At 41.8% G+C, this 23,818-nt stretch carries 19 protein-coding genes; 12 read left to right on the top strand and 7 right to left on the bottom strand.

What is annotated here, in order from left to right; translation table 11 throughout:
* The first annotated feature begins 197 nt into the window (after window positions 1-197).
* Both aroG and HW45_RS10495 read left to right on the top strand, forming a co-directional pair.
* The gene (gene aroG, locus HW45_RS10500) at window positions 198-1,250 is read left to right on the top strand and encodes a 3-deoxy-7-phosphoheptulonate synthase AroG (RefSeq protein WP_038226902.1); all 1,053 of its coding nucleotides are present in this window, start codon (window positions 198-200) and stop codon (window positions 1,248-1,250) included.
* Window positions 1,251-1,360: 110 nt separating this feature from the next.
* Window positions 1,361-1,630, top strand: coding sequence for a hypothetical protein (locus HW45_RS10495; protein WP_235225443.1), 270 nt, complete (start codon window positions 1,361-1,363; stop codon window positions 1,628-1,630).
* Window positions 1,631-1,807: 177 nt separating this feature from the next.
* On the opposite strand, the gene HW45_RS10490 is transcribed toward HW45_RS10495, so the two are convergent.
* Together HW45_RS10490 and msrB are read right to left on the bottom strand one after the other, a co-directional pair.
* The gene (locus tag HW45_RS10490; RefSeq protein ID WP_081875797.1) at window positions 1,808-2,902 is read right to left on the bottom strand and encodes a mechanosensitive ion channel family protein; all 1,095 of its coding nucleotides are present in this window, start codon (window positions 2,900-2,902) and stop codon (window positions 1,808-1,810) included.
* 258 nt (window positions 2,903-3,160) lie between these two features.
* Complete coding sequence (msrB, locus tag HW45_RS10485) at window positions 3,161-4,297, bottom strand: peptide-methionine (R)-S-oxide reductase MsrB (RefSeq protein ID WP_038226899.1); 1,137 nt, start codon at window positions 4,295-4,297, stop codon at window positions 3,161-3,163.
* Between the two features lie 126 nt (window positions 4,298-4,423).
* On the opposite strand from msrB, the gene HW45_RS10480 reads away from it, so the two are divergent.
* The 4 genes from HW45_RS10480 to HW45_RS10465 all read left to right on the top strand — a co-directional run bounded on the left by HW45_RS10480 (window position 4,424) and on the right by HW45_RS10465 (window position 10,053).
* Entirely contained in the window at window positions 4,424-4,822 is a 399-nt protein-coding gene (locus HW45_RS10480; RefSeq protein ID WP_038226897.1) for an OsmC family protein, read from the top strand.
* 12 nt (window positions 4,823-4,834) lie between these two features.
* Window positions 4,835-5,704, top strand: coding sequence for a YdcF family protein (locus HW45_RS10475; RefSeq protein WP_038226894.1), 870 nt, complete (start codon window positions 4,835-4,837; stop codon window positions 5,702-5,704).
* A 100-nt stretch (window positions 5,705-5,804) separates the two neighbouring features.
* The gene (locus HW45_RS10470; protein WP_038226892.1) at window positions 5,805-8,966 is read left to right on the top strand and encodes a response regulator; all 3,162 of its coding nucleotides are present in this window, start codon (window positions 5,805-5,807) and stop codon (window positions 8,964-8,966) included.
* 172 nt (window positions 8,967-9,138) lie between these two features.
* Window positions 9,139-10,053: an alpha/beta fold hydrolase gene (locus HW45_RS10465; protein ID WP_038226891.1), complete on the top strand. Its 915-nt coding sequence runs from the start codon at window positions 9,139-9,141 to the stop codon at window positions 10,051-10,053.
* A 49-nt stretch (window positions 10,054-10,102) separates the two neighbouring features.
* On the opposite strand, the gene HW45_RS10460 is transcribed toward HW45_RS10465, so the two are convergent.
* Window positions 10,103-10,558: a methylglyoxal synthase gene (locus HW45_RS10460; RefSeq protein WP_006074898.1), complete on the bottom strand. Its 456-nt coding sequence runs from the start codon at window positions 10,556-10,558 to the stop codon at window positions 10,103-10,105.
* 145 nt (window positions 10,559-10,703) lie between these two features.
* Window positions 10,704-11,696, bottom strand: coding sequence for a TMAO reductase system periplasmic protein TorT (torT, locus tag HW45_RS10455; RefSeq protein WP_038226889.1), 993 nt, complete (start codon window positions 11,694-11,696; stop codon window positions 10,704-10,706).
* Window positions 11,697-11,788: 92 nt separating this feature from the next.
* On the opposite strand from torT, the gene torS reads away from it, so the two are divergent.
* From torS to HW45_RS10440, 3 genes are all read left to right on the top strand, one after another.
* Entirely contained in the window at window positions 11,789-14,722 is a 2,934-nt protein-coding gene (torS, locus tag HW45_RS10450; RefSeq protein ID WP_038226887.1) for a TMAO reductase system sensor histidine kinase/response regulator TorS, read from the top strand.
* A 62-nt stretch (window positions 14,723-14,784) separates the two neighbouring features.
* Complete coding sequence (locus tag HW45_RS10445) at window positions 14,785-15,138, top strand: hypothetical protein (protein WP_038226885.1); 354 nt, start codon at window positions 14,785-14,787, stop codon at window positions 15,136-15,138.
* 77 nt (window positions 15,139-15,215) lie between these two features.
* Complete coding sequence (locus HW45_RS10440) at window positions 15,216-15,680, top strand: RES family NAD+ phosphorylase (protein ID WP_051868000.1); 465 nt, start codon at window positions 15,216-15,218, stop codon at window positions 15,678-15,680.
* A gap of 49 nt (window positions 15,681-15,729) precedes the next feature.
* On the opposite strand, the gene HW45_RS10435 is transcribed toward HW45_RS10440, so the two are convergent.
* From HW45_RS10435 to HW45_RS10425, 3 genes are all read right to left on the bottom strand, one after another.
* Window positions 15,730-15,915 carry a hypothetical protein gene (locus HW45_RS10435; protein ID WP_006074903.1) on the bottom strand — a complete coding sequence of 62 codons (186 nt, stop codon included), beginning with the start codon at window positions 15,913-15,915 and terminating at the stop codon, window positions 15,730-15,732.
* A 30-nt stretch (window positions 15,916-15,945) separates the two neighbouring features.
* A complete protein-coding gene (locus HW45_RS10430) occupies window positions 15,946-18,300 on the bottom strand; it encodes a fatty acid cis/trans isomerase (protein WP_038227736.1) in 2,355 nt (784 codons plus the stop codon).
* 152 nt (window positions 18,301-18,452) lie between these two features.
* Entirely contained in the window at window positions 18,453-19,685 is a 1,233-nt protein-coding gene (locus HW45_RS10425; RefSeq protein ID WP_038226883.1) for an L-lactate MFS transporter, read from the bottom strand.
* Between the two features lie 508 nt (window positions 19,686-20,193).
* Between HW45_RS10425 and HW45_RS10420 the strand changes: the two genes are divergently transcribed.
* The 3 genes from HW45_RS10420 to HW45_RS10410 all read left to right on the top strand — a co-directional run bounded on the left by HW45_RS10420 (window position 20,194) and on the right by HW45_RS10410 (window position 23,809).
* Window positions 20,194-20,559 (top strand): hypothetical protein, encoded by a 366-nt coding sequence (locus HW45_RS10420; RefSeq protein WP_006074906.1) that lies wholly within the window; start codon window positions 20,194-20,196, stop codon window positions 20,557-20,559.
* A gap of 212 nt (window positions 20,560-20,771) precedes the next feature.
* On the top strand, window positions 20,772-22,805 hold the full coding sequence (locus HW45_RS10415; protein ID WP_038226881.1) for a TonB-dependent hemoglobin/transferrin/lactoferrin family receptor: 2,034 nt from the start codon (window positions 20,772-20,774) through the stop codon (window positions 22,803-22,805).
* A gap of 116 nt (window positions 22,806-22,921) precedes the next feature.
* Window positions 22,922-23,809: a LysR family transcriptional regulator gene (locus HW45_RS10410; RefSeq protein WP_038226877.1), complete on the top strand. Its 888-nt coding sequence runs from the start codon at window positions 22,922-22,924 to the stop codon at window positions 23,807-23,809.
* Window positions 23,810-23,818 lie beyond the last annotated feature (9 nt).

Genomic DNA, 23,818 nt, shown 5'->3' with positions numbered 1-23,818 from the left:
AAAAACGCCTGTATTGATATGTTTACACTGTGTCTAATTTTAAAAACGAGCAATTAATTTGCCTTTTTATTTAAATAGTGATTGAACTTATTGTTCGAAGCAGATAAGTTACAAGGAAAGAGCACGACATAAGTCACAAAATGGAATGCGGTCGTGTATCAAAGATGTAGATTTAAAAGAATAGGAAGAAGTAAGCAATGTTTCAAACTGATGATGTACGAATTAATAAAGTAAAAGAACTATTACCACCAGTTGCTGTTTTAGAGAAGTTTCCAGCGACAGAAGTTGCTTCTTCAACAACGTTTAACGCACGTAAAGCAATTCACAATATCCTTCAAGGCGACGATGACCGTCTACTAGTGATCGTCGGTCCATGTTCTATTCATGACACTGAAGCGGCGATTGAGTATGGCAAGCGACTAAAAGTACTGCGTGACGAACTTGGTGACAGACTAGAAATCGTAATGCGCGTTTACTTCGAAAAGCCACGCACAACAGTAGGTTGGAAAGGCCTTATTAATGACCCTTACTTAAACGACACATTTAAGATTAACGATGGCTTGCGTATGGGTCGTAAGCTACTCCTAGACTTGACTGATATGGGCATGCCAACGGCGAGTGAATTCCTTGATATGATCAGCCCGCAATATGTTGCTGATCTTATTAGCTGGGGCGCAATTGGTGCGCGCACAACTGAGTCTCAAGTTCACCGCGAACTGTCCTCTGGTATTTCTTGCCCTGTAGGATTTAAAAACGGTACTGACGGTAATATCAAGATTGCGTCTGATGCGATTCGCTCTGCTAGCGCTTCTCACCACTTCTTATCTGTAACCAAGTACGGTCATTCTGCAATTATTGAAACCGCCGGTAACCCTGATTGTCATATTATTTTACGCGGTGGTAAAGAGCCAAACTACAGTGCTGATCATGTAAAAGCCATCAAAGATGAGCTTACAGCGAATGGTCTACCTGCAAAAGTGATGATTGACTTTAGCCACGCGAACAGCTCAAAGCAATTCCAACGTCAAAAAGTCGTTGCTACCGATGTAGCTCAGCAGATGGCTAATGGTGAAGACGCTATCTTTGGTGTAATGATTGAGTCTCACCTAGTTGAAGGCCGCCAAGATTTAGTAGATGGAGTTGCACCAACTTATGGTCAGTCTATTACTGATGCGTGTATCGGTTGGGAAGATACTGAAAATGTACTTCGTGAACTGGCAGACGCTGTTGAGGCACGTCGTAAAGCATAAGCATTTTTGATAGATGTTTAAGCCCTTGGATAACCGAGGGCTTTTTTATTGAATTATACAGTACGTTATACTATAAAATTTGGCCTTATAATATTTCTAGGTTAAATATAATGAAGTTGTCTATCCATCATATGCTCATCGTCTGCTTGAGCGTTCTTGTTCCTACTACCGTAAGTGCAACCACATTGACCAATGAACAACTCTGTACGGCAGGTCTAGCGCTTGCCATTGATAAACAACCACGTGGAATCAACACAAAAGGGCTAGCCGGAAAACAAATATTGCTGGCGTTAAAAGATGGCAATAACGACTGGGATTATCGTTGTCACGTGAATCGTTCTTCGAAAACAATAAAACTTGGGCGAGGGAGTCTAGATTAAATGATGCTTACCTGAAGCAGGCTGTCCGTTACGATGTTTCCAACAAGGCTAGATCCGTAGAGGTAAAGATGAAACGAAGAAATGGTGGATTCAAATCAGAAAAGTATCAAGCCAGACAACTCAAAAGCTAATGCGTTTTATGACGGAAAAGGGAGCATTAAATGCTCCCTTTTAAAGTCACTCAACAATGATGTCTTTCACAGTGGGGTGTTCGTGAATCGAGACAGGATCAAGTTTCAAAGTTTGCGTAGGGTAGGCAATATCAGCGTCATTTTTCTTAATAATGTCCATTACTTGTAACAAGACATCTTGCTTTACTTCATGATAGCGAGCCCAGTTTACTGTTTTGGTAAAGGTATAGATAAAAAAGTTAAGCGAAGAAGGACCAAATTTATCGAAATTCACCATCAGTGTCTGTTTGGTGTCGATATCTTTATGATTTTCTAGCATGTTTTTCACTTCATCAACAATCTGACTGACTTTGCCTCCATCGTCATAACGAAGACCAATCGTTTCATAGATTCTACGATTAAGCATACGAGAGGGATTTTCGACGACAATGTTGCTGAAAACAGAGTTTGGAACATAGAGCGGTCTTTTATCAAAAGTTCGAATAATGGTCATCCTCCAACCAATACGTTCCACTGTTCCTTCTATTGCTCGGTCTGGAGAGCGTATCCAATCACCAACCTTAAAAGGGCGGTCAAAATAAATCATCATACCGCCGAAGAAATTAGACAGTAGGTCTTTAGCCGCGAGACCGACAATTAAGCCACCGACACCACCAAAAGTAAGTAGACCTGATAGACTTAGGCCTAGCGCCTGCATTACCGTCAAAATGCCTATAGAGATAAAAAACAAGCGCGCTACTTTTGCTATGGCCTGAACGGTCGTCTCATCGCGCTTTTTCTGAGCCAAGACATGCTCTTCAACGTTTTGAATAAGTCGAAGAAAAATCCAGATAAAGGTTGATATAACAAGCAGTAAGTCAACTTTATTTAACCAACTTGTATCCGTTTCTGTATGAGAGCTCAACACTAACCCAATAGAGACGGTGGCAGGCCATAGCCAAATGAGGACACTAATTGGAGACTTAACCGCTTTGATGAGTAGGTCATCCCATACAAGATTGGTTCTTTGAGTTAGTGCTTCAAGTCGCCCATAGAATATTCGCCAAATAACCCAAAGAAGGAAGCTACCACCAGTGATCAGCAGTAGATTACTTAATAGATCGTAGCCAAAAGATTGAATATAGTTTTGTAGTGTATCCATTGAACTATTCATCGCCGTTAGAAACCTTTCTTTAACTCAATGTCATTGTTCAGAACAATCAATGAGTAAATGAATTGTAATTATCGGATATTACTCAGGTTAATAAGGATAGTACATGCAGAAAGTGATTTTTATTTTATGGAACAGCTCCTTTTCTTGATACAAAAAAGAAACGCGATACCGAGATTCGACTGGTATCGCGTGCGTTCAACCTTTGAAAAATGAGCAACACTTGCAGCATAAGTTTATGCTGCCCACTTATTGGTCAAACAAAGCTAAGTATTGTTCATAACCTTGCTGTGCAAGCTTTGATTTTGGAATAAAACGCATTGCCGCTGAGTTCATACAGTAACGCAGTCCTGTAGGAGCGGGGCCATCCTTGAACACATGTCCAAGATGAGAATCTGCAAATCTGCTTCTTACTTCAGTTCTTGGAAAAATCATCTTGTAATCAGTATTTGTGACAACGTAACGTTCGTTTATAGGTTTGGTGAAGCTAGGCCAGCCTGTTCCCGACTTGTACTTGTCAGTGGAAGAAAATAAAGGCTCTCCGCTAACAACATCTACGTAGATACCATCCTCTTTGTTATCCCAATACTCATTGTTGAATGGCTTTTCTGTACCATCTTCTTGAGTAACATAGAACTGTAAGTCAGTAAGGGCCTGTTTGATTTCGTTGTCATTTGGCCTTGAATAAGGCTTTAATGAGCTTTTACTGGCCTGACTATCTATCATTTGGCGAAGAGTCATTGGATTATCTTTTCTGTCTTTACCGAAAATCTCATCTAGGTATTGGTCACGACCCGAGTTGTATCGATAGTATTTGTATTTCAAGCTACTTTTTTTATAAAAATCCTGATGATATTCCTCCGCAGGCCAGAAAGTATCAAAAGCAATCAACTCGGTAGCGAGAGGTTTTTGAAACACACCGAGTGAATCTATCTCAGACATAAATCGCTCCGCAATCTGCTTTTGCTCGGTGTTATGGTAGAAAATAGCAGGGCGATATTGCGGCCCTTGGTCTACGAATGAGCCTTTATCATCAGTTGGATCAATATGACGAAAGAAGTAGTCAAGAACTTGCTCGTACGAGACTTCGTCAGCATCATAGATTACTTGAACAACTTCAATATGACCTGATTTGCCACTCGCGACTTGGCGGTAAGTCGGGTTTTGTTGTTGACCACCCGCATAACCAGACACAACTTCTGTCACTCCAGGCAACTGTTCTAAATCAGATTCAGTACACCAGAAACAGCCACCCGCTAAAGTCGCGATCTCTTGATTCGCCGCTTGTGTTTTAGGGGAGTCTGCCATCCCTTCACGAGGTATAACAAGCCAAAGAAGTGGAACGGCCGCTACTAATGCAATAAGTAGTTTGGTGAATTTCGTCATTAATGCTCCAAATTAAGTAGTGTTTGTTATTTCTAGTAGACAGAGCAGCCCGGGGAAAAATTTCAAATTGCCGTTTTATCGGTTACTATCTCAGTCCTTACAATCAGTCGGACTGCAGAGGTTTATATGCAAGCGGAAGTGAAATGGATCGAAGGATTCAAGTTTTTAGGACAATCTCAATCTGGTCATTCAATCGTGATGGATGGCAGTGGTGGCGAAACCGCGCCAAGTCCGATGGAAATGGTTCTAATGGCAGCAGGTGGTTGTAGCTCAGTTGATGTAGTTGACGGATTAAAGTCAGAAAACCAAGCCGTAACGTCGGTAAATGCGAAGCTAACGACAGAACGACGTGAGATCGCACCAAGAATCTTTACTGCAATTAACATCCATTTTGAAGTCAGTGGCGACAATCTTGATGAAGCGTTAGTGGCTAAGGTAACTAAAGACTCATTAGAGAAATATTGCTCGGTATGTCTCATGCTTGGTGCCGGCGTTGAAATGACTCACTCCTGGGAAATTATTTAAAGGACGACATCGGTGAAAGAAAAGGAATTCGATCAACTTATCGTTGTTCTAGGAAAGCGCCTCAACAAAAATACACTCACTCTGGAAGGGATGTCTAGAGTGGAAGAAATCTTGCGTCATGTTGGCAGCAATGACTGTAGTTCATCGATCATTGCATTTTGTGGTGGTATGACGAATGGGCAATCAGTTTCCGAAGCTCGATTAATGTTTGAAGCGTTTGAAACCGGTCTTTCATCGATGACCAACTCCAACATTGGCGCTGTTTTACTTGAAGAAAAATCAACAAGTACGGTGGAAAACATCATTCACTTGTCTGAGGTACTACTGGAAAGTGAATTGCTACAAAACGGTGCGCAAATCGAGGTTAGGTTCGTTTCGAATGATTACCACTTGGCAAGAATGTTTACTATCCAGTCCTTACTCGATGAGCAAGGTTTGCTACGCTACCTAAAATCTGAATGCCAGCGAGCAGGGTTGAATTTAAATATCTCACCTGACATAAAGTCACATTTCCCAGTACCTTATCCTCACGGCTGTATAAATGGACAGTTGTTCCTCTTGCTAGATGAACTGACGACATACCGCGTGTATTTGGAGGGGGTTAGGGATAAGGTGTACAGACGTCCTTTATCTGAAGTTATCGTAAAACCGTTATCCATTGCCCATAGTGCATTAGCACAGTTAGAAGGTATCGTTTCGCCTACAACTCATGCTGTATTGTATGATCAACTGCCGGCTTTGAGGGCAGCAGTTGAAAGAACATCGTCAACAGAGAACACCAGTGATATAGAGAACGATCTTTCTTTATTCGACACTTTATTAAACTACTTAAATCGATATTTGGATCCTGAGCGTGACGAGAGTATTAAGTGGTGGCGATAACAGGCTTTTGGTAAAAAATTTTATTAAATTAGTCGATTAGTTCGACCTGTCTCTATGATGTCCTACACTCAAAGTATCTAAACTTTAGTTGGGCAAGGGAATGAGGCAACTTAACTTTTGGAATAATTTGTCGGTTCAACGTAAAATGGTTTTACTTGTGTTACTACCGATAGCACTGATTATCTTCTTGGCATCTCGTCAGATTTCTACCCTAAACCTCCAACTAAACAATCTTGAAAAAGTAGAAGCGCTAGTGCGTTTTTCAGAAATACTCTCTGATACACAGTCGCAGTCAAACAATACGAGGCTAAATAAGACGACGGTTGAGCTTTCCCCCGTTCTTGATTCTCTCCAGCAGTACGCGGCAAAAATATACGATGTGGAAGATCTAAAACGGATTGATAACCTTCTTACTGACTATTTTGAAACGATTGAATCAATTAGAGAGAGCCAAGACATAGCGGAGACTAATGAGCTCGTTGATTGGCAAAATGAGAGTTACAAGCAATTACTGTTGTTTGTAGAGAAAACGCCATTAACAGCGGTGATCCCACAAGTTGGTGGACATTTGGTATCTGTCGCACAATTAGAGTGGCTAATGTTTTGGGCGGGGGAAGAAATATGGCAGATCAATACTTTAGTAAATGACGATCAAACAGATAGTGTTGCGATGCTATCAACAAGAGAATCGATAATTAACTTAGTGCAAAGCCAGCAACTTTTTGTAGAGAGATTTATCGCGATAAACGCCGATGAAACTCAAGTTAGTTTGTTGCTTAGAGCCTTTTCCAACCCTGCTTTTGAACAAAGCAGGTTTTTTAGAGAGCAGCTTTTAAATGCTAAGAGTGCGATTGATTTACCTTTAGCTGATATTAAGCTTGGAATGGAAGCGCTAGACTTAAGGCTTAATCTGATTCAGGGCGTGTCCCAGTCTATTGAAGTACAACTTAGAATTGAAATTCGAGAACTTGTCTCTGGTTTTGAAAAGCAAAGACTATTGTTTTTAACATTAGTTGGCGTTTTAACTATCTTGGTGGTGGGCATTGGGATAAGCCTTGCTCATCGTGTCACTCGTAACTTGAGCTTGGTCCTATCGTTCCTAGAGAATGAAAAAAGTATTGGAAACATGCCGCTTACGGCTCGAATTGGTGGTAAAGACGAATTGAGCCGTTTTGCACGTGAAGTCGAAAGGCTCACGAACGAGCAGCAAGAGAGTCAACGGAAATTACTCGAAGCTAAAAACGCGGCCGAGCAGGCGAAAGAGAATGCCATCGAAGCGAGTAAAGCGAAAAGTAGTTTCTTGGCGAACATGTCACACGAAATTCGTACTCCTTTAAACGGGGTTATCGGTATATCTGAAGTTTTGTCTGATACGGAGCTGACTGCTACTCAAAAAGATTACGTTGATACAATTGAGACTTCATCCCAACTGCTATTAAGCCTAATAAATGACATCCTAGACTTTTCGAAAATTGAATCAGGGATGCTTCAAATCAACCCGCACTCCACCTCTATTCGGGAAACGATTTATGACATCGCATCGATCGTGGCACCAAAAGTCAAAGAGAAAGGCATAGAGCTAAACGTTGATATCGACCAGAACGTTCCGTTTCGTGTTCTTGCTGATGATCATCGTATGCGTCAAGTGTTAATGAATTTTATGTCTAATGCCGTCAAATTCACTGATAAAGGCAGTGTTACCATAGGGGTACGCTATCAAGGTGAGTCTAATAATATGGCATCGTTGATGTTTGAAGTTCAGGATTCAGGTATTGGCATCGACAAAGAAAGACAATCTAAAATCTTCGAAGCGTTTGCTCAGGAAGATGATTCCACAACGCGACAGTTTGGAGGTACGGGTTTAGGATTAGCGATCAGCACTCAATTGATTGAATTGATGGGAGGGGAAATTCAACTTGATTCTGTGAAGGGAGTAGGGAGTCGCTTTTACTTTACCCTAGAACTAGCCATTGATGAAAGAGAGTACCAGCACCGAAGTCCATTAGTCTTAGATGAGATCGTTATTGTTTGTGATTCATTAGCCTATGAGCGTCGTTTACGTACTGAACTTGGCTTTTATCAGCTGAATATTGCACGGGTTTGCCGTTCAATTCAGGAGGTTGATTTGCTCAACTCACACAACAAGACCTTATTAATTTATGTTGAAGGCGGAGACGTCAATTCAGATAAGGATGAAACACACTTTGCAGAGATTCAAGCTAATCGAACGGCGATATGTTTAATCAGGCAGTTTGCAAGCTCGAATAAGGACTTTGGCAATAACATTAGCGCACTCATTACTTACCCTTTGCTGGGTAATCGACTTTTGAAATCTCTTGAAGCTTGCTGTCGGACGTTAGATAAAGGGCTAGCTACTCCAAACAGCGACACTCACGCTACCAAACGAGTCAAAGTCCTATTAGTTGAAGATAATATCGTGAATCAAAAAGTAGCTAGCTTGCACCTCAACAAAATGGGGCTTGAATATGATGTTGCAAACAACGGCGTAGAAGCTATTGAGCATTACAAGAAAGATACAAGCTATGCGTTTATTTTGATGGACTGTATGATGCCTATTATGGACGGATTCGAAGCGACAGAAAAAATACGCAGTCACGAATCCGATAACCATCTACCTCATACTCCTATTATTGCTTTGACAGCGAGTGTGGTCGATGATGACATTCAGAAATGTTTTGACTCGGGTATGGATGATTATGTACCTAAACCCTTCAAAGCCGAAATACTAAAAGAAAAGATCGTATCTGCTATTGAGCTCAAAGGAGCAGTCGATAGTCCTGTTACGCTCGATAACAATACATCGATTGAACAGACACTTAAATATAGGCCAGCACCGGTAGAGACGAAGTCTGTATCTGATGCTCTCTCTTCTGGAAGAGTTTTGTTGGTGGAAGATAATTTAGTTAATCAGAAGGTTGCATCACTACATCTCAAAAAAGCCGGTTTTGATTACGTGATAGCCGCTGATGGCCAAGAGGCATTAGAGCTATTTATCAGTCAAGGTAAGTTCGATGTCATTTTGATGGACTGCATGATGCCAGTAAAAGATGGCTTTCATGCAACACAGGATATCCGCTCGTACGAGAAAGAGAATGGATTGAACCCAACGCCAATAATCGCGTTAACAGCGAGTGTGGTCGATGATGATATTCAGAAGTGTTTTGATGCTGGAATGGATGCGTATGTGCCAAAGCCTGTTCGCAGAGAAAAACTCCTACATGAAATGAACAACTATCTATAGATTCTCCAGGCTCAGTCTTTTTAACAATGGTACTGCCGCAGCAAATATAGTGTCTCGAAAGATAGCATCGCTATTGTACTATTAGAGAAGTGCATACTTTGCTCGCTTGCTTAGGTGAACCGTCGCCACGAAACACCTACTATGAAGCAACCTAAATTACGTGAGTGTTTCGATGCTACTTATTTCGATTTCTATTCTTATATTTGCCGTTCTATTGTTACCCATTATGCGTAACAAAGAGAAATGTTACCTCGACCAGTATAGCCGGGCCCTAGTTCCTGGAAGAGTTACTAAACTATCAGAGGGTTATGTTCACTATGAATTACAAGGTGACGAAAGTGGCGACGTAGTGGTTCTGATTCATGGTTTCTCTGCACCTTCATATATGTGGGAAAAAAACGTCTCTTCACTTGTTGACGCTGGCTACAGAGTACTCACATTTGATTTGTATGGACGCGGTTTTAGTGACCGACCCAATACAACGTATGATCGCCAGCTATTCGTTAACCAGATAGAAGATCTAACGCAGGCAGTTGTGCCGACGGATAAATTTCACTTGATTGGTTTGTCTATGGGAGGCGCAATAGTATCGGCCTACGCATCAACATTCCCACACAAAGTACTGAGTGTGGGTTACATTGCGCCGTTTAATCAGCCTATTGATCTTGGGCCATTGACATTACCAGTCATTGGCAAATGGCTTGGTTATAGTTTCTTTATTCCCAAACTTGCCGCTAATCAACTGGATGATTTAGTCCATCCGGAAAAACAGCCTAATTGGGAAAACAGATTCGCAGAACAGATGCAATACAAAGGTTTCAGAAGAGCCATTATTGATACGGCTAATAACCTAATTTCCACAGACCCTAGCGAAGATTATAAAGTAGTCGGACTAAGTGGCATAAACAAGTTGGTCATTTGGGGTGACCAAGACAAAGTAATACCGGTTAAAGATGCTAGCAGGGTAGTTAATATGTTGGGTGAAAACACAACCTTAGTGTTATTGAAGAATGCTGGTCACGTATTGCAGTTTGAAGCAGCGGAGCAAGTGAATGTTGCACTGTTGGAACATTTAGCTCGGACTTAAAGTCGCAAATTGACAGCGCCAGTAAGTAACTGGCGCTTTGCTTGAGTACCTAGACTCGCTCTGCTAGATATGCATCGTAATCTGGGACTTCGATTTCAACTTCTTGCTCTAGAAGGTTCGACTCAAACAGGAAGTTGGCCGTTGCACGGTTTGTAGCTACAGGGATATTCCAAACACTAGCGATACGCAGTAGGGCTTTTACATCAGGATCATGCGGCACCGCGTTTAGTGGGTCCCAGAAGAAAATCAGCATGTCTAGTTTACCTTCAGAGATCAACGCACCGATTTGTTGGTCGCCACCCATTGGGCCACTAATCATACTTTTGATTGCCAAGCCGGTCTCTTTACTTAACATGTGACCAGTAGTGCCGGTCGCATAGAGAAAGTGACCTTGTAACTTCTCTTTGTTCTCTTGTACCCAGCGCAGCAATTCTGGTTTGTAATGGTCATGTGCGACCAGTGCAATATGTTTATGTGCAGGCATGGTACGAATGGTTTTTTGCATTTGACTCAATTCCTAAGTGTTTATCTTCCAATTCCAATAACCAAGTATTGTCACATTCGTTATTGGAATTGAAAGGTATCAAGATACTTTGATGTTAATAGTTGTATTACTCAGTATCAATGATGATAACTGATATCTGTGACAGTTAATCCTCTTGGACTGAGAAGACAGGTCGGTAGCCTGTAGGAGATAGTGATTTTTCAATCGCTAGACTCGATAAGTGTGTCGGTGAAAGTACTTCAATACTCGGTGCTTGGTCTTTTTGAAATTTAATACCTCTCAAGTAAGAAGTTGCTTGGAGCAATGAGAGACGGCCTTGTTCAACCATTTTGTCTGTTGGTGCTAGCTGAACTTTATCTCGCAGTAACCCGCGGTATACACCGTGACTGAGGTAGATGGACAACAGTTCAATACTATCTTCTTTTCCAGAACTTCGCAGTTCGCTGATTGCTGCTTCAATCGCAACAGCGCTTCCAACGATATAGGCCAGATTATCATAGTCTTCTACAACTTGTTGAACCAAGTTACGCTGTAACTCTTTGTCATTGTCGGCCCATAACGTTTCGATTACATTGATGTCACTATCTTTGATGGCTTCGAGAAAGCCAAGAATGACGGGCTTCGTGCCACCACTAGAACGAGGACCAGGTAACAATGCTACAGAAGTGGTTCCAGAGCCCTTAGGGTGTTTCTTAGCAAGATAGTCGCCAACTTTGTAGCCCATCCAATACCAATCAACGCCAACAACGCCTTTCACGTGTTTCGCTTGTTGTTTGTCGACGACAAGGTGATTAACGGTGGCAAAAACTGGTACATCACCTGTATAGACCGATAAATCGTGAGTGAATGCGGTAGGCGAAACGGTGCCCAGAATAATGGCATCCGCGTTCCATTGACGACAAGCGCTTAACTGAGCCCTTTGTTTATCAATATTGGGGTAGCCACCAGACTCTAAAACTTTCAACTCTACTTTTTGCTCTTTGGCTTCTTGAACCATGCCGTAGTTAACGGATAGCCAATAGGAATCCTTGAGGTGAGGATAGATTGCACAGATCTTTTCCTGAGACGCGATGGCTTGCGAGCTAGAAATGAGCAAGGCAGCAGAGAAAATTGAATGGAATATGTTTTTTTTTGACATTGGTTAATCGTTTAGTGGCATCTCTATCTTCAACACTGCAAAATATAGCGTACTATCAAAGAGTAAAGAAGTGGATTCTGCCGGAGTGGTTAATGTTACTCTCTAAAGCCAGTATTGGCCGTAAATTATTATTCTCGTTTCTTGTTATGGCGATGTTGGTTTTGCTATCAACGGCTATCGGTGTATCAGGGTTCTCATTTGTTGCCAAAACAGAGCGTAATGTTGTCGATACCGCCATACCTTCAATGCTCGAAGCGCGTGAAGTATCAGAGTTGAGTACTCGTATTATCGCTTCTGTCCAAACCTTGTCGAATGCGAAAACCAAAGAACAACACCAAGAAGCCGGTAAGGTGCTGTTTTCACGTTTAGAAGCACTCCTCACTCATATAAAAACGCTAGGTTCAGACTCGTTTGATTCGCAATTGCTCAACGAGCTTGAGAACTATGTCCAATCAATTATTGATAGTCTCGTTGAACTTGGGGTTGCCGTAGAGCAATCTATTACTTTGGATCAGTCTATCAATGATGAAGTCGAACTTCTAAGAGTTAAGGCAGAAGAACTTGAGCAGCTAACGCGCACTCAGGTACTTAACACTAGTACTATCGCTGTTGCGAATGTCACTCACATATACCGCTTACTGGAGCAAGAAAATAAAGCCGACGCTCTAGATGCCCTAGACAGTTTGGTGGAAGTTGATCTTGACTTGTCTGAGCGATTACACGAATTGCACTTATTGGCTTTTAAGACTCTAAATCAAATAGAGGAGAGTCGTACAGTTTCAGTTCTTGGCCGAATTGAAGAACTGCAAAAGGACTACCAAAACAACATCAGTATTATGACAAGACGAGTCAAAGGAGTTGAAGACCCTGCTCGTTCCAAGCAAATGAGTGAGCTTTTGGCTGAACTATCTCAAGGAAAGCGCGTTTTCTCATTACTTACTCAGAAACACAATGTTAGACAACGCTCTAAAGCATTGATGCAAGAGACGCTAGAACAGTTTACGTCGTTAAACTCCACCGTGTCGAAGTTAGTCGATCAATCAAATGCGACGACCACGAAAGCGGTGGCTGAGCTATCTTCGACATTAAGCTTTGCGCAATGGACGTTAACTCTTTTATCTATTGCAGGTTTTGTCGTTGTTGTTTTGATTGTATGGCGAGTGGTTTATGTATCCGTAGTGAAACGTCTTGGTGAATACTCATCAGCACTACTTTCCATTGCTAAAGGCCAGTTAAAGGTGGATGTCACCGTCAAGGGTAATGATGAACTTGCTCATATGGGACAAGCCATCATCACCGCTCGCAATACTGCTCAGGCACTTAAGGTGGTTGCTGAGGCCGAAGCAGCGGCAAAAAGAGAGCTTCAAGAGCATAAAGAACATCTTGAAGAGATCGTGGCTGATCGAACGTTACAGCTTCAGAAGAGTAATGAACGATTAAATCAAGAAGTACTCAACCATGCTAAAGCGAGAAATGCCGCGGAGCAGGCCAACCGTGCCAAATCGGCATTCTTAGCGACAATGAGTCACGAAATACGCACTCCTATGAATGGGGTTTTAGGTACAGCAGCTTTAATGGAAGAGACACCACTAAACAACCAGCAACAGAAGTTTCTGGATGTCATTAATCGAAGTGGTCAGAACCTGCTTGCGATTCTCAATGATGTGCTCGATTACTCTAAAATAGAAGCGGGACATTTAGAAATCAGAAATAAACCGTTTGATCTTTATCGTATGATCCAAGACTGCTATCAACTTATGCTAGGCAAAGCTTTAGAGAAGGGTCTCGACTTTAAATTTCATATCGAAAGTGACGTGTCTGACGTCTATTGTGGCGATGTAACTCGATTAAGCCAAGTGCTTAATAATCTCGTCGGTAATGCTATTAAGTTTACACCTTCGGGCCAAGTGGATATATACGTCTCTCTCGATCCAGATGACGAAACGTGTGTAATGATTGAGGTCTCAGATACAGGAGTTGGTATCAGCCCTGAGGATCAGCTCAATCTGTTTGACGCATTTACTCAAGCTGAAAATGGGTATTCGACTGCAGGAGGCACCGGGCTTGGCTTAGCGATCAGCCAAAAATTGGTCAAAGCGATGAATGGGTCAATCTACGTTGATTCCTATTTAGAGGAAGGTAGCCGTTTTTGGTTTGTTGTTCCACTGGAACAGTGCACTATAGACAAACAAGAAATAATCCAACCGCTTGGTATTACTAAGACGGTAAATGGCCGTATCCTGTTGATCGAAGATAATGCAGTTAATGCAATGGTGGCTGAAGGCTTTTTAATGAATATGGGACATCATGTCATTTGCGCTGAAAGTGGTCATGATGCAAAACATATCTTTTCTCATAACGACTTTGATATCGTCCTAGTTGATATCAACCTTCCAGACTGCAATGGCGTCGACCTAATGCATCAACTTCGTGAAATCGAAGATTCTCAAGCACATAAACATCATGCTCCTATGATCGCCGTTTCGGCTCACGTATTTAGTGAGGAAGTTGAGAGTTATTTGGAAGCAGGTTTTGATGGCTATCTTCCAAAACCTGTAGATAGGGAAGCGTTAAAAGAAATGATTCAAACTAAGTTAAAAGGCAGCGATTACGAAATGAAAGATCAAGAACAAGTAATTTCTACTCACGAAGAACCTGCTATTGAACAAACGGGTATTATCGATTCTAGCGTTATTGAGGCAGACATCAAAGTGCTGGGAATCGAAAGAATGTCTAAGATTGTAGACGCATTTGCTAGCTCAAGTGAGCAGACATTACACGAGTTGGAACAAGCTGCGCAAATTGATAACGCTAAAGATATTAAGGCATTAGCTCACAAAATGAAGGGCTCTGCAGGCTCTCTTGGCTTAAGCAAGCTTTTTGAAATCTGTTTATCGATCGAATCTTCAGAAGATCAACTTGGGCGATATTTAGAATTACTGGAACCTTTAGTCACGGCTCAGAGAATGTCTGTAGACTCGCTGATATTAGTACTGGATAAATATACAGAACGAGACAAAAGGTGACTATTTGCTAAGCCTGACGTATAATTGACGTAATTTCATGTCATTAATATGTCGAGGTGCCAATGTTGAGTTTGCAACGTGAAGGGATAGAAGATCCTAAACTATGGGCCAACGCGTTTTACACGACAGTTGATCATATCGCTTTATTTGTGGACCTACCTGTTCAGTCACTAAAACGAGTGGATCGCATAAAGCAAGCGAGAATTCAAACCCGTCTTTTAGAAGTCCATGCATTGTTAAGAAGGGTTCAACCTTGGTTTTCGAGTGAGCAAGCGGCTTGGTCATGGTTTATTGGAGAACCGATCGCTTCGTTTGGCAGATTGACGCCTTCAGAGGTCATTAAGCAGTATAAAGCTGACGGTGTAGCCGCATTGAACGATTATATAACAGCAAAAGAGATGGGTTCTTTTGAGTGATGTTGAGTCAATCCAATCCACTGATATCCACTCTGCTTTCTGCCCCTTTAACTAGGTTTCAAGGTGTTTGTTATCGAATGCACAACCCGGTTTGGGCATGGTCTCCACTGAGTACTGAAGGAGCTTCGCGTGTGGGTGGGCGATTCAACCCCAAGGGGTCGCCCGCACTGTACTTAAGTTTGAAGCCGGAAACGTGTATTGCCGAGGTAGCAGGTGGTGCATCGACACGTTTGCTCGACCCGATGACGTTATGTTCATACCATATCGACATAAATGGTGTACTCGACTTACGTTTATATTATCAAGAGTTCTCTCCAGGCTGGCGACTTGAGCTGTTGAAGAAAAAACAGCCTTTGGGTTGGGTTCTATACCAAGCACTTCAACAACGTCCCGAGGTAAAGGCACTATTAGTGCCTAGCTATCAAATGGTAGGCGAGTATAACTTGGTAGCAATCCGTTGGGAGGATGGTGAAATCACCTTATATGACCCGGATGGGCGCCTCGCTGCCGTGTATGGTAAGCAGCTCATAATTAAATCATAAAATAAAAAAAGGGCTCAAATGAGCCCTTTGTTAGATCGTCCTTGATGGTTTACCGTTCGTCTTCATAGAAGGTACGATGTTCAATCGCATAGGGGTCTTCATCAAGTCCTCTGTTTGAGAGTCCTCTCAAATGTTCAAGTTGGTGTTCCAACATATTCACGGCCTCGTAGTCGCCGTCTGAACAGGCAACATATATCTGTTGCTCGATGGCTTCAATGCTATCTTTAATGCTCATCATACACCTCCTAAGAGTTCCGGAGAGCACCTATCTGTTCTCAAATCGATTATAGTCCAAAAGACCAAATTCGATAGGCTGGGTGCGTTGGTAAAACTCATGAACGCGGTCGCTAAAACCCCAAAACTCTTTGCTACTACGTCTAACTGCATAATTGTCGAGCAGTTTTATGTAGCTCTGTTCATCCTGAATATTTTTAAGGTCGTTAACGAAATTTCTAATTTCGCGTTCTTTGAGAGTTAGGTACGCAGCAGGGTAGCTGCCGATCACTCCACGCACAAATGTGAGACTGTCATTCTTGTAATCGCGGTTGGCTTCTTCTGAAAATAAGCTCGAAATATTTATGTGAGCATTATTGTGTAGTAGCGTAAATAACTGTTCATTACCCGACTCGGTTTCTATCATCACCATAATAATCTGCGGTACGGATTTAAGCCCTTCACCTGTGATGCTATCGATTTGCTGAAGCAAGGCTTCATTTTCTGCTGAAAGACCTGTGTTGACGATCTGAAATCGGTCATGCAGCACTGGCTCAAGTTTGGCTTCAATCTTGTCAAATAGCTCAGATTTGTAATCTGTAGTTAAGTAAAGCTCTTGAGTCGGTTGACTAAATGGTTTGATGTTTCGTTGTAAGAACGCACTAAATTGCGGACTTTGGTCTTGATACCAACTGCTGAACTCTTCATGTCTAACTGTATTTGGTAGCAGTGCCAAGAAGTTACTTTCTCCTTCCATACGCAAGAAGTCCATAAACATACGAGTGATAAGTTGATGGCCAAAGTTCCCATAAACATCAAAGCCTGCAACGAGTAGGTAATGAATACGCTCAAGCAACGCATAGTCTAGGATCCATGCTGTTTTGGGTTTAGTGCCAACTAGCCCTTGAACAACCGATGCGCTGTCGAAATGTCTAAAGACGGTTAGCGCAGCATTTGGGTTCTCGCCATCCCCGGTCCAAAGTACGTCAGTAGTCAGATGCTTTCCACCCTTAAACCACGTGTTCATAAACTCAGATTTTGCCTCAAGGTATCGAGCCTGTTGATTCGAATACTTGACCCAGTTAGTGATTGGAACGGTATTGCTTTCTAGCTCGCTAGGGAGCTTTAAGTTGTCAGCTTGATCTTGATAAAATTGGTTTACCGCGGGTATATCGGATTTCTCTGGATCTAAAAAGAACACCCAGAAACGATCGTTAATTACATTAAGCGCTAACTGACCGCGACAAACAGGCCCCTTGATATACGCCATAATTGTGTTTTGTGCGTTGTCTAACATAAAGCTAAAACGCGCTTTCACAGGTATGTCCTTGAAAGCCGTCATAGGGTTCGCTGCTATATTGATATCGTAGCTTGGCAAGGACTGAACGACATAATCCGGTTCAATAAACCATTCATACCATTGTTCCAATTTCTGATCGTTAAGTGCAAACGGCATATGGGTTTTATCAACAATGGTGCTTCGAACGGGAACAAGACGATAGTAGACACGGTCCACGCCCGGAGCGTCATAAGGTCTTCTGGTGACGATACGTTTTAATTGTTCTCCTGGAGGCGTAGCTGAGCGAACAATGGTGAAAAATCGACGTTGAGACTCAATCTCTGAAAAATACAAGTGAGACAAATACAAATGTTCATATATATAGCGAGCGGCAAGTTGGTTTTTGCGAGCACTTTTGTTTAATAACACTTCATACTTGTCGACCATCATTTGTTCTTCTGAGTTCAGCGGGATAGGCGCATTCATTTTTGCTCCCGCACTTAACCAAGCAATCAGCGTTTGATACTCCGATGGTTCCAAATTAGGCATACCAAAAGGCATTCCCCAAAGCGGATAATCTGATTCATAAGCGTCATATTCTTCAATAGTCGGGCAAACTTGAGTACGATCAATAGAGAAATCAAAACCTTCAAGTTGTGCCGTTTCCGGAAGAGGATGTCTGGCTTTTTGAGTGATCATTCGAGAGACCAACCCAGCGTCCAAGTTACCAGCTAATGTCTGCTGACGTTCGTTCAAAACAGGAAAGAAACCGAGTTCACGCCACTCAGAGGTATTTTGTGCGTCTTCAAACAATCGCGTTGGTTGAGACGCCGTTAGGCGAGTGCCTTGATATACCATTTCTTTACTAGCACCTCGGTCTATTCCATCGACAGAAGACAGTTTTAACTGACAAGGAGCGTCATAACATGCATGACATACGACACAGCGATTATCGATAATAGGTTTAACTTCAGTAAGAAAGTAATCTGCGGTGGGTGAGGTTGGGGTAACGGTTCTTTCCCGGACTTCTGGTTTTCCAAATAGCTGGTCATAGTTTAGGCCGGCGTAAGTGGCACAACCAGAAAACACCAGTACGAGTAAATAAAGGACAATACTTTTCGTTTTCATCATTAGCTCTCAATGCTACGCAAATTGCGTTCAAATTCCTTGTTATGCATAGTGCTAATTTTTGTTAATAAATCAATATTTTTCCAACGTTTAACAAAAAAAAGGCCCAACGGAGCGTTGAGCCTTGATAAAACAATATTCGACTAGAATTGTTAAGCCGCTGAAAGTTGCGCCGCTTTTTGCTCTGAGATTGGTTTAGTAATGAAAGACAGAACCACACAGACGCCCATCATTGCCGCTGAAATAGTGTAGGCTAGGTTATAACCACCGCCGTGAGTCATTGAGTAACCAACGATTGCTGCGCCAATTGCACCACCAATACCCCAAGAGGTATAAAGTACGCCGTAGTTAGTACCGTAGTTCTTAAGACCGTAATATTCTGCAGTTAGAGAAGGGAATACAGCTAGAAGCGTACCATAACCAACCGCAGCAACTGCGGTACCGATAATTAGCATGAATTCACTAGTGAAAGTCGAAAACATTACCATGTTTACGCCTTGTAAGATAAATGCAAGCATCAGCGTGCGAACGCCACCAATTTTGTCAGATAGTATGCCTGCAGCAATACGACCACCGGAGTTGAAAATAGCCAGTAGTGAAGCTAGGTAAACAGCATTTGGTAAGTTAGCTTGAACACTTGCGATATTGGTGATGTTACCGATAATCATCAAGCCTGCTGCCGCTGCAAATGCATACATGATCCAAAGCGAGTAAAATTGAGGTGTTTTAAGCATCGCTTTCCAGCTAATATCTGCAGCCTTTTTAACTTGAACCGGTGCTTTACCGGCTTTTACTTTTGGTTCTGCTGGAACGTAACCTGCTGGTGGGTTATTGATAGTAGCAGCAAGTGGAACTGCAATGATTAAGACACCAACACCCAGAACCATAAACGCAGAACTGATCCCCATTTGTCCAATCAGAGATGAAGTCAAAGGCGCCAGATAAACCGCTGCTAAACCAAATCCAGCAGCGATTAAGCCATTAACCATACCTTTCTTAGAAGGGTGGAACCACTTCATAGCTGAAGGAGACAGGCATGCATAGCCAAAACCGATACCTGCGCCAGTGATAACACCAAAGGTAATATTTAGCATTAGAACTGATTGAGCAAAGCTTGAAGCGATCATGCCTAAGCCAGTTAGTGCTGCACCTAGAATTAGGATGTTACGTGGACCCATACGGTCTTGAAGAATACCCGCAACTAAAAGACAGATCGAGAAGGTGATGGTTGCAATAGCATAAGGTGAAGATGCATCAGCAGCACTCCAGCCCCATTCGCTAACTAACGCTTTATTGAAGACACTCCAAGCATATAGGATGCCAAGACAAAGGTTGATACAGAATCCAGCAATTAGGATTCGCATAGCTTTATCAATCTTGCTCATTTTGGTTCTCTGATATTTCGAACAATGTTCGGGGGTTAAAAATTCAAATTAAGTTTGCGTTTATCAACATATGTCGCAAATGAGCGCGGATTATAACCAATAAAACTGTGATTGGAATCGATTTCTTTGAATTAGTTCAAATAAACTCACTCATGTAAAATTAGGTGCACCTTTAGGTTAATATTTTGTTTCATTGATTGTGTTTCCGGTTCTGTTCACAGAAATTCAAATTAATTCGAACACGCTTTTATGTAATTTAATTGTTAACCAGGTTGCCATTGGCATAGGTAAAATACGTAACATACTGTAAATAAAGGCGACCAAGGGTAAGTTGTGTTATCTATTTGTTACAGCAAAAATAGCGTCGATTTAAACAAAGAAATTGCGTAAAAAACGTGCTTGAATTTCGATAAAATAACGCAGACAATACATGTAAAATGAGTTTGCATATTTGAAAAATGGATATTTCAAATACTATTTTTCTATTTTGTTGAGGTAGCTTATGTTCATGACTAAGATTTTAATGTTGCTTGGTGTTTCACTTGGAGCAGGTTATGCGGCAGCTGATCACCTTCACTCATACCTTTTAGGCTTATCTATTGCTTCACTGGCAGTAGGGGCTTGTTACATGATTGCTTTTGCAAGTACTAGGTTCCCTCAGTTTGCTATGGGCTTATTGTTGTTAGGTACAATGGCCAAATTGACCGTTACTGTAGTTGGTGTTGGTCTCAGTATCTCAAATGACCTGATTACATCTCCTATAGTTTTTGCACTTTCATACCTGTTCTACATTATTGCAGTAAGTTACTTGTGGTTTAGCTATAGAGATAGCATTACTCCAACGCCAAAAGTGATGAAGTCATCCTTGGCTTAAAGATATCATTCAAGTTTTCTAAGAAAGGAAGGGGTTACCTTCCTTTTTTTGTGCCTAAAAGACTATATAAAATAAAGCGCATATTATCGTGTAAATCAATGTAAAGATGAAAATAATTACCATTAACGCAAGTGGAAATGATAGTAATTCGTATTTATATTTGTAATAATTAACATCCTTGATGTGATTCGAACAGATATAAAGAAGGAACTATGAAACTTAAACTGTCGATTATAGCTAGCTCAGTGGTGCTAGCACTTTCTTCAAATGCTATGGCAGAAGAGGATGTGTCCTCTCTAAATGAAGTGGTTGTAACGGGCTCTCGAGCGGAAAAAACGGATCAGGACAAAACTCGTTCTGTAGCTAAGGTGGATTTGGAGAAGCTCGATGAAATCCAGCCCAACTCGGTAGCAGAAGCTATAAAATACGAACCCAACGTATCGATTGACGGAGCAAATGTACCAGGAAATCAATCAATAAACATTCGAGGATTAAGTGGTAACAAGGTTCTTCAAATTATTGATGGCAACCGCCAAAATATGCAGTACGGACATCGACCTACTTACTTTTTAGACCCTTCTCTTTTAGGTAGCGTTGAAGTTGTAAAGGGACCTATAAGTTCATTATATGGCTCAGGAGCTATTGGTGGTGTAGTAGTACAAAATACGTTGAGTGCCGACGATATCCTTGAAGACGACGGTTTAGGTGGTCGTGTTAAAGTAGGTTATCAAGACAATGGAGATGTTTGGACTAACACAGCGGCGTTAGCTAACAAAAAAGACAACATCGATTGGATTCTTGCAGGTAGTTATAAAGATAGTGGCTATATGAAGCAGGGGGATGGTTCAACGCTTTATGGAACAGAAGCGACTAATAAAACAGGTCTAGCAAAGTTTAATTGGCAAATTAACCAAGCTCATAAACTCGGTTTCAATCTACGTTATGCGGATCTGGATGGACACCCGCCCGTAGTTGGCGATTCTAGTGGGCAGCTTAACGACCCTGATTCTTTAATTAGCCGTAGGACTAAAGATCAATCTTACGGCGTTGACTACAGCTTCAACCCTAACAATGAATGGGTGAACCTAGAAGCATCTCTTTATAGAAATGACACCAAGATTACAGAGAACGATCCATCGATTAACGGAGACGATATTTCTCAGTTAAATACTACCGGCTTTAACATTACAAACCAGTCTGAATCTGGAAAACTGAAACTATTTACCGGTGTTGATGGATACTTAGACGAACTAGATGCACATCGCGCTGCTTCTGTCTCGGGAAGACCTGAATTACCAACAGATGCACAAACGTCTGTTATAGGAGCGTTTGGTTATATCAACTACCAAATCATTGAATCTGTAGTTGCTGACATTGGCGTACGTTACGACTCTTTTACATCGAAAGCGAAAGGGTACGATGACAATAATCAGTCTTCTTGGTCACCTTCTGTTGGCCTATTTTGGCAAGCGCAACAATGGATGGCATGGTCAGTACGTTACGATGAAGCATTTAGAGCTCCGGACACGTCAGAACTTTTTATGAGCGGAACGCATTTTGCTTACTACCCTGGCGGGCCCAGCAACATCTTTGTACCAAATCCAGAACTAAATCCAGAAAAGTCGCATAATATTGAATTGAAGGGCCAATTTAACTTTGAAAACGTGTTTGCGGATGACTCTTTAGACATAACGGCAGCAGCTTTCCAGAATAAAGTTAAAGACTTCATCAATCTAGATGTCGACATGACTCCAGCAGGAACTTGCAATCCTCCGGGCTCCTTTGAGGGTTGTGCTGGTACAAGTAAATCAAGCAATATAGATAACGCTGAGCTTACGGGGTATGAAGTCGCCGCTGACTATCGTTGGCAACAACTATTAGTTGGTCTTTCTTACGGACAGACTCGTGGTAAAGATACCGATACTGATGAATGGATTACTAACATTCCGGCGGATAAATGGGTTGCACATTTACAATATGGTTTTTGGAATATCGACACCAAAATCGGTACTAGGGCTACTTTCGTAAGTGCACAGGATCGAGTTCCAACAGGTTACACCGAGGGGCCATTTGACTCTTACCAACTTGTTGACTTTTATGCATCTTGGGAACCTACAAGCAACCTCGAAGGGCTAAAGGTTGATTTATCTTTAATTAATGCCTTTGATGAAAATTACAGAACAGCATGGACGCAAGTATATCAACCAGGTCGTTCTGTTCGCTTAAATGCTCAATATACATTTTAATATGCTCAGATTTTAAAATGCTATAACGTAGAAAAGCGGCTTCTAAATGAAGTCGCTTTTTTTATTTGCTCTAGGTTGTATTATATATTTATCTGTTTCATTGATAAGGAAGTTAAGTGCATAACCCCATAACACTAGAGGCTCTTCATATTCTTGACGCGATTGAAAGAAGAGGGTCGTTTGCTGCAGCTGCATCAGAACTCGATAAAGCAACGTCATCCCTGAGCTATCAGATTCAAAAACTTGAACAAGATTTAGATATTATGATCTTTGATCGTTCGGGCCACAAAGCATCGTTAACGGATGCTGGGAAGCTGATTCTAGAGAGAGGACGAGTCATACTCCAAGCTACAGAGAATATGGTCAATGAGGCACGTTTACTCGCAAACGGCTGGGAGCTCGATCTTACTATTGCATACGACAGCATTATTCCTGTTGGCAATTTTTTTGATTTAGTTGATAAACTTGGCATGGTGAGCAAAACCAGAATCAAACTAGAGGAAGAGGTGTTAGCGGGTTGTTGGGAGTCCTTAAATGAAGACCGTTGCGCTTTGTTGGTGTGTCCTCAACCTGAAGTAGTGCCTCAAGGGGTGAAAACACAAATACTCGGACCCATGTCGATGACCTGGGTCGCTGCAACTGATCACTATGTACATAAACGAAGTGGTGTGTTTGACAGTAGTGCTCGAGAAAAATATCGAGTCATTGCTATCGCCGATACTGCGAGAGAACAACCTGCATTAAGTGTAAATATTCTGGAGAAGCAGCCGCGTCTTACCGTATCAAATTTGGTGACTAAAATAGATGCATTGGTAAAAGGGCTTGGCATTGGGACCTTACCCACACAAGTAGCTGATACCCTGATCAAAGAAGGTAAGCTCAAACGAATCAAGGACACCGATGAAGCGACAGTTGATATCGTTATGGCTTGGAAAAGAAACAATATTGGAGAGGCCAAGTCTTGGTGCATACGCCATTTAGCCAACACTTGGGATCTGCAATAATTGTTAAAG

The organism is Vibrio sp. ER1A, from assembly GCF_000733315.1.
In the GTDB taxonomy this organism is placed as follows: Bacteria; Pseudomonadota; Gammaproteobacteria; order Enterobacterales; family Vibrionaceae; genus Vibrio; species Vibrio mediterranei.
This window is presented reverse-complemented; position numbering and strand designations above follow the sequence as displayed.